9 protein-coding genes are annotated in these 13,430 nt (G+C 64.7%); 5 read left to right on the top strand and 4 right to left on the bottom strand.

Going from position 1 to position 13,430, the window contains the following annotated elements:
• Positions 1 to 21 precede the first annotated feature (21 nt).
• Complete coding sequence (locus ACW9H9_RS06640) at positions 22 to 1,113, top strand: NADH:flavin oxidoreductase/NADH oxidase (RefSeq protein WP_457342361.1); 1,092 nt, start codon at positions 22 to 24, stop codon at positions 1,111 to 1,113.
• Positions 1,114 to 1,218: 105 nt separating this feature from the next.
• Positions 1,219 to 1,536, top strand: a complete 318-nt coding sequence (locus tag ACW9H9_RS06635) for a DUF2834 domain-containing protein (RefSeq protein ID WP_457342360.1) — start codon at positions 1,219 to 1,221, stop codon at positions 1,534 to 1,536.
• Positions 1,537 to 1,609: 73 nt separating this feature from the next.
• On the opposite strand, the gene ACW9H9_RS06630 is transcribed toward ACW9H9_RS06635, so the two are convergent.
• On the bottom strand, positions 1,610 to 2,773 hold the full coding sequence (locus ACW9H9_RS06630; RefSeq protein WP_457342359.1) for a cystathionine gamma-synthase: 1,164 nt from the start codon (positions 2,771 to 2,773) through the stop codon (positions 1,610 to 1,612).
• Positions 2,770 to 4,146, bottom strand: a complete 1,377-nt coding sequence (locus ACW9H9_RS06625; protein ID WP_457342358.1) for a pyridoxal-phosphate dependent enzyme — start codon at positions 4,144 to 4,146, stop codon at positions 2,770 to 2,772. Before ACW9H9_RS06625 ends, ACW9H9_RS06630 begins: the two co-directional genes overlap by 4 nt.
• A gap of 278 nt (positions 4,147 to 4,424) precedes the next feature.
• Here ACW9H9_RS06625 and atzF point away from each other — a divergent pair, with 278 nt between their 5' ends.
• From atzF to ACW9H9_RS06610, 3 genes are read left to right on the top strand one after another with little or no spacing between them, the layout of a single operon-like run.
• A complete protein-coding gene (gene atzF / locus ACW9H9_RS06620) occupies positions 4,425 to 6,239 on the top strand; it encodes an allophanate hydrolase (RefSeq protein WP_457342357.1) in 1,815 nt (604 codons plus the stop codon).
• 55 nt (positions 6,240 to 6,294) lie between these two features.
• The gene (gene uca, locus ACW9H9_RS06615; RefSeq protein ID WP_457342356.1) at positions 6,295 to 9,933 is read left to right on the top strand and encodes an urea carboxylase; all 3,639 of its coding nucleotides are present in this window, start codon (positions 6,295 to 6,297) and stop codon (positions 9,931 to 9,933) included.
• Positions 9,934 to 9,959: 26 nt separating this feature from the next.
• A complete protein-coding gene (locus tag ACW9H9_RS06610) occupies positions 9,960 to 10,664 on the top strand; it encodes a GntR family transcriptional regulator (RefSeq protein ID WP_457342355.1) in 705 nt (234 codons plus the stop codon).
• A gap of 44 nt (positions 10,665 to 10,708) precedes the next feature.
• On the opposite strand, the gene gudD is transcribed toward ACW9H9_RS06610, so the two are convergent.
• Positions 10,709 to 12,058, bottom strand: coding sequence for a glucarate dehydratase (gudD, locus tag ACW9H9_RS06605; RefSeq protein ID WP_457342354.1), 1,350 nt, complete (start codon positions 12,056 to 12,058; stop codon positions 10,709 to 10,711).
• 10 nt (positions 12,059 to 12,068) lie between these two features.
• Positions 12,069 to 13,418, bottom strand: a complete 1,350-nt coding sequence (locus ACW9H9_RS06600) for an MFS transporter (protein WP_457342353.1) — start codon at positions 13,416 to 13,418, stop codon at positions 12,069 to 12,071.
• Positions 13,419 to 13,430: the final 12 nt, after the last annotated feature.

Here is a 13,430-nt window from a genome sequence, read left to right as displayed (position 1 = left end):
AGATGTTTCAGGAGCTTGCCCATGTCTGCACTTTTTGCACCGTTCACTCTCAAAGACGTCACGCTGCGCAATCGCATTGCGATCCCACCGATGTGCCAATACCAGGCTGAAGACGGCATCGCCAACGATTGGCATCACGTGCACCTGGCGAGCCTGGCCCGTGGCGGTGCCGGTTTGCTCATTGTCGAAGCCACGGCCGTCGCGCCGGAGGGTCGTATCACCCCGGGCTGCACGGGCCTTTGGAGCGACGCGCATGCCCAGGCCTTCGTGCCCGTGGTCAAGGCGATCAAGGCGGCAGGGGCCGTGCCCGGCATCCAGATTGGTCACGCAGGCCGCAAGGCCAGTACCCATCGCCCCTGGGAAGGGGACGTCCATATTGACCGGGACGACCCGCGTAGCTGGGACACCCTGTCGCCTTCCGCTATCGCGTTTGGTGCAGGTATGCCCCAAGTGCCCAAGGCCATGACCCTTGAGGACATTGCCCGGGTTCGCCAGAACTTCGTCGAGGCTGCCCGCCGTGCCCGTGATGCCGGTTTTGAATGGCTCGAGCTGCACTTTGCCCATGGCTACCTGGGGCAGAGCTTTTTTTCGCAGTACTCCAACCAGCGCACCGATGCGTATGGCGGCAGCTTTGACAACCGCTGCCGTTTCCTGTTGGAAACACTCGCGGCCGTGCGTGAGGTCTGGCCAGAAAACCTGCCGCTCACCGCACGCCTGGGCGTCGTTGAATACGACGGTCATGATGAGCAGAACCTGGCCGAGTCCATTGAGTTGGCGCGCCGTTTCAAGGCCGGTGGGCTTGATTTGCTGAGTGTCAGCCTTGGGTTCTCGACGCCTGCTGCAACGATCCCCTGGGGGCCTGCGCTGCTGGGCTCGATTGCCGGGCGTGTGCGCCATGAAACCGGTCTGCCAGTGAGCGCCGCCTGGGGGTTCGGCACCCCTCGGTTGGCTGAAGAGGCGGTGAAAACGGGCGAGTTGGACCTGGTGTTGATCGGCCGTGCGCACCTGGCGAACCCGCATTGGGTCTACGCTGCGGCCAAGGAGTTGAATGTCGATAAGGCGGCCTGGACCTTGCCGGCGCCTTACGCACATTGGCTGGAAAACTACGGTTGAGCACAGGTCTTGAGTTGCTTGGCGATGCCCAGGTCTGTGATTGAAGTGACCCAGCGGTGCTCGCTAAGATGGCGCTCCGCCACTCAAGCTTTCAAGGAAGAGCGCATGAACCGACCTTATCTGGCCCTGGCCGCATTGCTGGGATTCACCGCCTACACGTTGGCTACGCTGCTGACGGCCGAACAGTCGCTGCTGGCGTTCGGGCTGGAACTGTTGTCGCGGCCGGACACGGCTCAGGTAGTGATCGACCTGTATCTGATGGGCGCCCTGGCGTGTGCATGGATGTACCGGGATGCACGTAGCAACGGGCGGTCCTTTGTCTCGGTGCTGCCTTACTGGGCGTTGACGGCGGTTTTTGTGTCGATAGGCCCGCTGTTGTACCTCGTTGTGACGGGCTTCGGTGCCCAAGCCAAACGGCGTTGAGCCGCAGCGGGCTTGCCCGCGATGACGGTGTGTCAGCCGCTCTCGAGCGCCTGACACACCGCTACCCCAAGCCTTAGATCGTCGCCAGTGCCTGCGCCAGGTCGGCGCGCAGGTCTTCAAGGTCTTCGACCCCTACCGACAGTCGCACCAGCCCATCGCCAATCCCCAACTGCGCCCGCGTAGCGGCGGGAATGGTGGCGTGGGTCATGATGGCCGGGTGTTCGATCAGGCTTTCCACGCCGCCCAGGCTTTCGGCCAGGGCAAAGATTTTCACGTTTTCCAGGAAGCGACGTGCCCCGGCGAGGTCGCTGTTGAGGTCAATCGAGATCATCCCGCCAAAGCCGCGCATCTGCCGCTTGGCCAGTTCGTGTTGCGGGTGCGAGGTCAGGCCTGGGTAGTACACGCGGGCCACTTGCGGCTGTTGTTCCAGCCAGGTCGCCAGTTGGAGGGCGTTGCTGCAATGGCGCTCCATGCGCAGGGCCAGGGTCTTCACGCCGCGCAGGGTGAGGAACGCGTCGAAGGGCCCGGCGATGGCGCCGATGGAGTTCTGCAAAAAGCCCAGCCGCTCGGCGAGGGCAGGGTCGGCGACGATGGCGATGCCGCCGATCACGTCGGAGTGACCATTGAGGTACTTGGTGGTGGAGTGCACCACCACGTCAAAACCCAATTCCAATGGCCGCTGGATCCACGGGCTGGCAAAGGTGTTGTCGGCCACGCAGATGATGTTGCGGTCGCGGCAGATACGGGCGATGGCGGCAAGGTCGGTGAGGCTCAGCAGCGGGTTGCTCGGGGTTTCGACCCAGACCATGCGCGTGTCGTCTTGCAGGGACGCTTCAAACGCGGCCAGGTCCGTGAGGTCGACAAAGCTGAAGCGGTGCCCGGCGCTGCGTTGGCGCACCTTGTCGAACAGGCGGAAGGTGCCGCCGTACAGGTCGTTGCCGGACACGATGTGGGCACCGGCGTCGAGCAGTTCCAGCACCGTGGAAATCGCTGCCAGCCCGGACGCGAAGGCGAACGCCTGGGTGCCGCCTTCCAGGTCGGCCACGCAGCGCTCCAGCGCAAAGCGGGTGGGGTTGTGGGAGCGCCCGTAGTCAAACCCCTTGTGCACGCCGGGGCTGTCTTGCAGGTAGGTGGAGTTGGCGTAGATCGGCGGCATCAGCGCCCCGGTGGTGGGGTCGGGCGTTTGGCCGGCGTGGATCACGCGGGTGGCAAAGGCGTTTTTATCGGACTGGGTCATGCAAGGGATCTCCGTAGGTGGTTGAGCAGGTCGACGCGGGTGATCAGGCCGTGAAAGCCTGAAGCGTCGGCAATGATTGCGACCAGCCCGCGGTCCAGCTCGGCCTGTAATTGAGCCAGGCTGGCCGTGGGGGCCAGGGTGTGCAGGGAGCGGGTCATGGCGCTGGCCACGCTCATGGAAAAGTGCGATGCGTCCTGGTGCAAGCCCAGGAGCAGGTCGGATTCGTCGATCACCCCCACCAGTTCGTTGCCGTTGACCAGCACTGGCAGTTGCGAGATGTCCGCCAGGCGCATGCGCTGGAAGGCGGTGAGCAGGGTGTCGTCGGGGCCGACGCTGATCACGCGCCCGTCTTCAAAGCGCCGTGCGATCAGGTCACGCAAATCGCCGTAGTGCTTGGTGCGCAGCAGGCCCTGGTCGGTCATCCATTGGTCGTTGTAGACCTTGGACAGGTAACGCGTGCCGGTGTCGCACACAAAGGTGACCACGCGCTTGGGCTCGGTCTGTTCGCGGCAGTAACGCAAGGCGGCGGCGAGCAGGGTGCCGGTGGACGAGCCGCCCAGGATACCCTCGGCGCGCAGCAATTGGCGGGCGTGGTCGAAGCTGTCCTGGTCGCTGATGGAATAGGCGTGGCGCACGCTGGACAGGTCGGCAATGGACGGCACGAAGTCTTCGCCGATGCCTTCCACCGCCCACGAGCCGGGCGGGGTCAGGGCGCCGCTGCGGCTGTATTCGGCCATGATCGAACCCACCGGGTCCGCCAGCACCATCGCCAGGTCGGGCTGCACGCGCTTGAAAAAGCGCGTGAGGCCGGTGAGGGTGCCAGCCGAACCGACGCCGACCACAATCGCGTCCACGTCATGTTGGGTCTGTGCCCAGATTTCCGGGGCTGTACTGGTTTCATGGGCCAGGGGGTTGGCGGGGTTGTTGAATTGGTCGGCAAAAAACGCGTCGGGAATGTCCTTGGCCATGCGCGCGGCCACGTCCTGGTAGTACTCGGGATGACCCTTGCCGACGTCCGAACGGGTGATGTGCACTTCAGCGCCCATGGCCTTGAGGTGCAGGACTTTTTCGGTGGACATTTTGTCCGGCACCACCAGCACCACCCGATAGCCCTTGGCCCGGCCGACCAGCGCCAGGCCCAGGCCGGTGTTGCCCGCAGTGGCCTCAATGATCGTGCCGCCGGGCTTGAGGCGCCCGTCACGCTCGGCGGCGTCGATCATGGCCAGGCCCACGCGGTCTTTGATCGAGCCACCGGGGTTTTGTGATTCCAGTTTGAGAAACAGCGTGCACGGGCCGGTATCGAAGCGGCTGACGCGCACCAGAGGCGTGTTGCCGATCAATTCCAGAACGGCCGGGCGGGAAGAGTGGGGCATGTCGTCACCTGATTGCGAGAGGGCGGACCGTTGCGTTTAACGCAGGGTTTGGAACATAGGCCGGTATCGCGTCGCTCGCAACCGGGCGGTCCGCGAAATGTCTTTTTTTGGCGCATGCAAGGCACTCAATCGGTGCTGGGATGCTCTATCACGGGGCATTGTGCGCCGTGTTGAGGTTGCGGGCACACACGTGAAGCCACGGCTTGCGCGGGTTTTGAAAAACTGGCCCACCCCTTGCTTTAGAGAAAACCAAACTTGGATACAAGATGGAATTCACTATGCAAAACGATCATTGCCCTGCTTTTGGCTGGACCCTCGGTGAATGGCACGACGCCTACCGCACCGGCGCGCTGACCCCGGACATCCTGCTGACGTTCGCCGAGCAGTTTCCCGCCGAAGACAGCGCGTGGATCGCCCGCGCCACCCCTGAACAGCTGCGGGCCCAATTGGCGCAACTGGCCGAGCGCCTGGCGGCCGTGAGCGGTGACATCGGCAAGTTACCGTTGTATGGCGTGCCGTTCGCGATCAAGGACAACATCGACGCCGACGGCTGGGACACCACCGCCGCCTGCCCGGAGTTCGCCTATCGCGCCACCCGGGACGCCACCTTGGTCAGCCGGTTGCGCGCTGCCGGGGCTGTCTTGATGGGCAAGACCAACCTCGACCAATTCGCCACGGGCCTGGTGGGCACACGCTCGCCGTTTGGCGCGGTGGCCAACAGTTTCAACCCGGACTATGTCAGCGGCGGCTCAAGCTCGGGGTCGGCGTCGGTTGTGGCGCGGGGCCTGGTGGTGTTTTCGCTGGGCACCGACACCGCAGGTTCCGGGCGCGTGCCGGCGGGGTTCAACAATATTGTGGGCTTGAAACCCACCAAGGGCCGCTTCTCCACTAGCGGCCTGGTGCCGGCTTGCCGCACGGTGGACTGCGTCTCGGTGTTTGCCCTGACGGTGGACGATGCCGACGCCGTGGCCCAAGTGGCGGCCGGGTATGACGCCAGCGACGCCTATTCGCGCATCAACCCCAACACCGCCCCGGTGGCGGTGGGCGCGCAGATCAGACTGGCCGTGCCGGCCACCCTGGAGTTCTTTGGCGACAGCCACAACCAGGCCGTGTTCGAGCAGGCACTGGCGCATTTCAAGACCTTGGGCGCCGAGATCACCCCGGTGGATTTCCGCCCGTTCCAGCAACTGGCGGATCAGCTGTACTTTGGCCCTTGGGTCGCGGAGCGCACGGTGGCGCTGGAAGGCATGCTGCAAAACCACGCGCAGGCGATTAATCCGGTGGTGCGCGGCATCGTCGAAAACGGCCTGCACTACAGCGCCTGCGATGCCTACAAGGCCGAGTACCTGCGGGCTGAGTTGAGCCGCACGATCAACGACACCCTGGCCGGTTTCGATGCCTTGCTGGTGCCCACCTCGCCGACGATTCGCACCCAGGCCGAGATGGCCGTGGAGCCGGTGCTCTACAACGCGCAATTTGGCTATTACACCAACTTCACCAACCTGGCGGACTTGTCCGCCCTGGCCTTGCCCGCGGGCCTGCGCAGCGACGGCCTGCCGGCCGGCATTACCCTGATTGCACCGGCCTGGCATGACAGCGCGCTGGCCCACTTGGGCAAGCGCTGGCAGGCCAGCCTTGAGCTGCCACTGGGCGCCACCGAGCGCTTCCTGCCAGCGCCTGCCACGGCCCGCCAGGCCCCGGGCACCGTGCGGGTGGCCGTGGTGGGCGCGCACCTCACCGGCATGCCGCTGAACTTCCAGCTCACCACCCGCAACGCGGTACTGGTGGAACAGACCCTCACCGCCGACAGCTACCGCCTGCACGCGCTGCCCGGCACCGTGCCGCCCAAACCGGGGCTGGCCAAGGCCGACAGCGGTCGCTCGATCATCGTCGAGCTGTGGGACATGCCCATCGCCCGCTTTGGCGAGTTCGTCGCCGAGATCCCCGCGCCGCTGGGCATCGGCAACCTGACCCTGGCCGACGGGCGCAGCGTCAAAGGGTTCATCTGCGAACCCTGGGCCCTGGCCGGTGCCACCGACATCACCGAGTTCGGCGGTTGGCGCGCCTATATCGCCAGCCTGCAAAAAGCCTGATCGCCGCCCTCCTGGCAATCAAGAGGGCCAACCCAGTATTCCAAAGGGGCTTCCCATGTTTCATACCGTACTCATCGCTAACCGCGGAGAAATCGCCGTACGCGCTATTCGGACACTCAAGCGCCTGGGCATCAAGAGTGTGGCGGTGTATTCGCAGCCTGACCGCAACGCGGCCCATGTGTCGATGGCCGATGTGGCCATCGCACTCGATGGCGAAAAGGCTGCCGACAGCTACTTGCGCATCGACAAGATCCTGGCCGCTGCCGCACAGACCGGCGCCCAGGCGATCTACCCCGGCTACGGTTTTCTGTCGGAAAGCGCCGAGTTCGCCGACGCCTGCGAGGCGGCCGGTATCGCCTTTATCGGCCCCACTGGCACGCAGATCCGCGAGTTCGGCCTCAAGCACCGCGCCCGTGAACTGGCAGCCGCTGCCCAGGTGCCCATGACGCCCGGCACCGGCCTGCTCGACAGCTTGGAGCACGCGCTGCACGAGGCGGCGCGCATCGGTTACCCGGTGATGCTCAAAAGCACGGCGGGCGGCGGTGGCATCGGCCTTACGCGTTGCGACGACGAAGCCGGCCTGCGCGAGGCGTATGACGGCGTGAAGCGCATGGGCGAGCAGTTCTTTCGTGATTCGGGGGCGTTTCTGGAGCGCTTCGTGGACCAGGCGCGGCACATCGAAGTGCAGATTTTTGGTGACGGCCAGGGCACCGTGGTGGCGTTGGGCGAGCGCGATTGCTCATTGCAGCGGCGCAACCAGAAAGTCGTCGAGGAAACCCCGGCGCCACACCTGCCAGCAGCCACCCGTGCGGCCTTGCACCGGGCGGCAGTGCAGCTCGGTGAGTCGGTGCAGTACCGCAGCGCAGGCACCGTGGAGTTCATCTACGACGGCGCCTGTGACGAGTTTTATTTCCTGGAAGTGAACACCCGCCTGCAGGTGGAGCACCCGGTGACCGAAATGGTCACAGGGCTCGACCTGATCGAATGCATGCTGCGGGTCGGCGCCGGTGACGCGCTGGACTGGCCCGCCCTGCGCCGCGCGCCGTCGGGCTGCGCGATTGAAGTGCGGATTTACGCCGAAGACCCGCTGAAAAACTTCCAGCCAAGCCCCGGGGTGTTGACCGAGGTGTACTTCCCAAGCGACGTGCGTGTGGACGGCTGGGTAAGCACCGGCACCGAGGTGTCGGCGTTTTATGACCCGATGATCGCCAAGCTGATCGTGCACGCCGACGACCGCGAACAGGCCATCGCCAAACTGCAAGCGGCCTTGGGGGCCACGCGGCTTCAGGGCATCGCCAGCAACCTGGATTACCTGCGCCAGATCGTCGCCGAGCCGCGCTTTTTGGCCGGCCAGGTGTGGACGCGGATGCTCGACAGCTGCGTGTTCAACCCCAGCGTCATCGAAGTGCTGGAGCCGGGCACCCACAGCAGCGTGCAGGACGTGCCCGGGCGCCTGGGTTACTGGAACATCGGCGTACCGCCGTCGGGACCGATGGACGACTACGCGTTTCGCCTGGCCAACCGCATCGTGGGCAACCATGAAAGCGCGGCGGGGCTGGAGTTTACCGTGCAAGGCCCGACCCTGCGGTTTCACTGCGACGCGGTGATCGCGCTGACCGGGGCCGAGTGCCCGGCGCAACTGGACGGCGAGGCGATGCCCTATTGGGCGCCGATTCAGGTCAAGTCCGGCCAGGTGCTGAAGCTGGGCCGCGCGCTGAATGGCTGTCGCACCTACCTGGCCGTGCGTAACGGCCTGGATGTGCCGGTGTACTTAGGCAGCCGTTCCACGTTTGCCCTGGGCCAGTTGGGTGGCCACGCCGGCCGCACATTGCGTAACGCCGACATGTTGGCCATCTCGCAGCCCGCCTTGGCGGCGTGCACCACGCCCGCGCCGGTCAGCGAGCCCTTGGCTGTCAGCGCCGCGCTGATTCCTCAGTACACCCACACCTGGACGATCGGTGTGCTCTACGGCCCCCACGGCGCGCCAGACTTCTTTACACCCGAAGCCATCGACGCGTTTTTTGCCGCCGAGTGGCAAGTGCACTACAACTCCAACCGCCTCGGCGTGCGCCTGTCCGGGCCCAAGCCGTCCTGGGCGCGGGCAGACGGTGGCGAGGCGGGCTTGCACCCCTCCAACGTGCACGACTGCGAATACGCGATCGGCGCGATCAACTTCACCGGGGACTTCCCGGTCATCCTGGCCAAGGACGGTCCGAGCCTGGGCGGTTTTGTGTGCCCGGTGACCATCGCCAAGGCCGAGCTGTGGAAAGTCGGGCAGGTCAAACCGGGTGACACGTTGCGTTTTCACCCCATCAGTTTTGAACAGGCGCAATTGCTCGAACAGGCCCAGCAGGACAGCCTGGCCACCCTGGCCCCGGCCAGCGTTGCCCCCTTGCCCGCAGCGGCTTTGCAACCGGGCAACACGTTCTCCGCGACGGTACTCGCCGAACTGGCGGCCGAGGGCTCGCGCCCACGGGTGGTGTACCGCCAGGCGGGCGACAGCTACATCCTCATGGAATACGGCAACAACGCGCTGGATATTGCCCTGCGCCTGCGCATCCACCTGTTGATGGAAGCGCTCAAGGCCCAGCCGATCGCCGGCCTTGAAGAGCTGGCGCCGGGGGTGTGCTCGCTGCAACTGCGTTATGACAGCCGCGTGCTGCACCAACACACCCTGGTGCACCACCTGATCGAACTGGAGCAGGGCCTGGCGGACGTGTCGCAGCTCAAGGTCCCGACGCGCATCCTCCACCTGCCCATGGCCTTTGAAGACAGCACCACCCTGGGCGCTGTGCAGCGCTACCAGGAAACGGTGTGCGCCGAGGCGCCGTGGCTGCCCAACAACGTCGATTTCCTGCAGCGCATCAACGGCTTGGCAGACCGTGAGCAGGTGCGCCAGATCCTGTGCGAGGCCAGCTACCTGGTCCTGGGCCTGGGCGATGTGTACCTGGGCGCACCGTGCGCCGTACCGCTGGACCCGCGCCACCGGTTGCTCAGCTCCAAATACAACCCGGCCCGTACCTTTACGCCCGAAGGCGCGGTGGGCATCGGCGGCATGTACATGTGCATCTACGGCATGGACTCGCCCGGCGGTTACCAACTGGTGGGGCGCACCTTGCCGATCTGGAACCAGTACCTCAAAAACCCCCAGTTCACTGACGACGCGCCCTGGCTGCTGAATTTCTTCGACCAGGTGAAGTTCTACCCGGTGCCGGAGGACGAACTGGTGCGCCTGCGCGAAGCCTTCCGTGAAGGCCGTGCACAGATCAGGATCGAACACACCGAGTTCGACTTTGCCCAATACACGGCCTTTCTCGAGGCCAACGCCTCGAGCATCGCGCAGTTCCAGTCCCGCCAGAAACAGGCGTTCGACGCTGAAGTGCAGCGTTGGCAGGGCGACGGCATGGGCACGGCACCGGTGATTGACCCCCACGCCGCCGCAGATGAGGACGAGCACCCCGGGCAGCGGGTGTGCGCCGACCTTAACGGCAGCGTGTGGAAGGTGCTGGTGCAGGAAGGCCAACGGGTGCAGGCTGGTGACAAGCTGGTGATCGTCGAAGCCATGAAAATGGAACTGGCGGTACTGGCCCCGGCTGACGGCACGATTGGTGCAGTGCGTTGTTCACCTGGCAAACCCGTTGCGCCGGGCGACGTTTTGCTTTACATCGACGCACTTGAAATGGCTGATGCCTGATACCTCACTTCACCCGGAAACCCAGCATGCAGATCGCAACGCCGAAAAAGTCCAAAGACCGTCCGGAGAACCTGGCTGAACGGATCTACCTGCAACTCAAGGACGACATTTTCGGCTTTCGCCTGCTGCCGGGTGACCGCTTCAGCGAAACCGAGGTGGCCGAACGCATGGCCGCCAGCCGCACGCCGGTGCGCCAGGCCTTGTACCGGCTGGAGCGCGAAGGTTACCTGGAGGTGTATTTTCGCAGTGGCTGGCAGGTGCGCCCGTTCGACTTCAAGCGTTTTGAAGAGCTGTACGACGTGCGCATCGTGCTGGAACTGGCGGCCGTCAGCCGCCTGTGCCTGATGGAAGAACACCCCAACCCTGTGCTGGAAGACCTCAAGCTTCTGTGGCTGGTGGACGACAGCGCGCGCCTGCGCGACACCCAGGCGGTTTCTGAAATGGACGAGCGTTTTCACTGCGCCCTGGTGCAAGCCACCGGCAACAGTGAAATGGCGCGCATGCATTACGAGATCACCGAAAAAATCCGCATCATCCGCCGCCTGGACTTCACCCAGGAGTCACGCATCGCCGCCACTTACGAGGAACACGCGCGCATCCTCAAGGCCATCTTGCAGCGGCGCAGTGAGCAGGCGCAGCAACTGCTCAAGGCGCATATCGAGGCCAGCAAGCTGGAGGTGCGCAAGATCACGTTGCACCGCTTGCATGTGGCGCGTCAGCACGCCAGTTAACCGCCCGCCGTCCTTCAGGCCGCCCTCGGTGGCGGGCAGATCCGCTACCGCACCAGGCACGGCCGCTTGTTATCAAAGCTCCAGCCGGGGATCAGGAACTGCATGGCCACGCTGTCGTTGCGTGCGCCAAGACCCATGCCTTTGTACAGCTCGTGCGCGTGCGCCACGGCGTCCATGTCGATGTCGACCCCCAGCCCCGGTTTGGTCGGCACCTGAACGTGCCCGTCCACAATGCGCAACGGGGCTTTGGTCAGGCGCTGGCCGTCTTGCCAGATCCAGTGGGTGTCGATGGCGGTGATGTCGCCCGGTGCGGCGGCGGCGACTTGGGTGAACATCGCCAGGGAGATGTCGAAGTGGTTGTTGGAGTGCGAGCCCCAGGTCAGCCCCCATTCGTGGCACATCTGGGCGACGCGCACCGAGCCTTGCAGGGTCCAGAAGTGCGGGTCGGCCAGTGGGATGTCCACCGATTGCAACTGGATCGCGTGGCCCATTTCCCGCCAGTCGGTGGCGATCATGTTGGTGGCGGTGGGCAGCCCGGTGGCGCGGCGGAATTCGGCCATGACTTCGCGGCCCGAGTAGCCGTTTTCGGCGCCGCAAGGGTCTTCGGCGTAGGCCAGTACCTGGTGCTGGTCGCGGCACAGGGCGATGGCTTCTTTAAGTGACCAGGCGCCGTTCGGGTCCAGGGTGATGCGTGCGTCGGGGAAGCGCTCGGCCAGGGCGGTCACCGCTTCGATTTCTTCGGCACCGCGCAGCACGCCGCCCTTGAGTTTGAAGTCATTGAAACCGTATTGCGCCTTGGCGGCCTCGGCCAGGCGCACGATGGCTTCGGGGGTCATGGCCGGTTCATGGCGCAGGCGGAACCAGTCGGCGCCGTCGGGCTCGTTGCGGTAGGCCAGGTTAGTCTGCTGGCGATCGCCGATGTAGAACAGGTAGCCGAGCATCTTGACCGCATCGCGCTGCTGGCCTTCGCCGAGCAGGGCAGCCACCGGCACGTCGAGGAACTGCCCGAGCAGGTCGAGCAGCGCCGCTTCCATGGCCGTCACCGCGTGGATGGTGATGCGCAGGTCGAACGTCTGCAGGCCGCGGCCTGCCGAATCCCGGGTGGCGAAAGCCTGGCGCATGGCGTTGAGAATGCGCTGGTACTGGCCGATCGGTTGGCCGATCACCAGGCTGCGAGCATCCTCCAGGGTTTCGCGGATGCGCTCGCCGCCGGGCACTTCACCCACGCCGGTGCGGCCTGCGCTGTCGGTAAGGATCACGATGTTGCGGGTAAAAAACGGCCCGTGGGCACCGCTGAGGTTGAGCAGCATGCTGTCGTGCCCGGCCACCGGGATGACTTGCATCTGCGTGACGACCGGGGCGTGGCGGGCGTGGTGTTGGTGTTCTGCGTTCATGGGGCGTTCCTTATTTGCTCAAGACGGGCGCGGGTTGCGGGGCGTTGGCGAGGGTGGCGCGGGGCAGGGTGCGGGCGAAGAACACCAGGATCGCCGCGAGAATCGACGTACCGGCCAGCCCATACAGGCCGCCCTGGATGGACCCGGTGGTCTGTTCCAGAAAGCCAAAGGTGGTCGGCGCGACAAACCCGCCCAGGTTGCCGATGGAGTTGATCAGGGCGATCACCGCTGCGGCGATCCGTGCGTCCAGGTAGCCCTGGGGAATGGGCCAGAACAGCGACGACGCCGACTTGAAGCCAATCGCGGCAAAACAGATGGCGACAAACGCGAAGACCGGCCCGCCGGTGGTGGAGAAAAACATCCCGGCCGCTGCGATCAGCAGGGCGGCGGCCACCCAGGCCTGTTGGAATTTGACCCGGCTGGCGAGCGCGGCAAAGGCGTACATGGCGATGATCGAAATCAGCCACGGGATGGAGTTATAGAAACCCACCTGGATGTCGCTCAGGTCGCCCATCTTCTTGATGATGCTCGGCAGCCAGAACGTGGCGGCGTAGATGGTCAGCTGGATGCAGAAATACAGCACGCAGAACAACACGATTTGCCGGTCTTTGAGCAAGCGGCCCAGGCTGGGTCTTACCGTGTTTGCCGCGTCCCGTTCCCGCTGTTCGCGCTCGATTTCACCCACCAGGGCGTCCTGTTCGTCGCGGCTGAGCCACTTGGCGTCGTGCGGTTTGGCGTCCAGCCAGCACCACACGAACACGCACAGCACCACCGAGGCCATGCCTTCGATGATGTACATCCATTGCCAGCCATGCAGGCCCAGGCCGGTGATTTGCAGCAGCACGCCGGAGAGCGGGCCGCTGATCAGCGAGGCGAACGCCGAACCGCTCAGGAAGATAGCGATGGCTTTGCCGCGTTCCGCACCGGGCAGCCAGCGGGTGAAGTAGTAGATGACCCCGGGGAAAAAGCCGGCTTCGGCCACCCCGAGCAAAAACCGCAGGATGTAGAAGTGGGTTTCGTTCTGGATAAACGCCATCAGCGTGGCGGTGATACCCCAGGTGAACATGATGCGGGTCAGCCAGATACGCGCGCCGACTTTTTGCAGGAGCATGTTGGAGGGCACTTCAAACAGCGCATAGCCGATAAAGAACAACCCGGCACCAAAGCCGTAGGCGGCCGCGCCGATACCCAGGTCGTGTTCCATGTGGGTACGCACGAAGCCGATGTTGACGCGGTCGATGTAGTTGACGATGAACATGATCACGAAGAGCGGCAGCACATGGCTTTTCACTTTCTTGATCGCGCGGGCCAGGACGGGGTCGAGGGCAGGCGCAGCTGTCGCAGGGCTGGAAGGGGTCACGAGGTAAAACTC

This window comes from Pseudomonas sp. SDO5215_S409, assembly GCF_054071325.1.
This window is presented reverse-complemented; position numbering and strand designations above follow the sequence as displayed.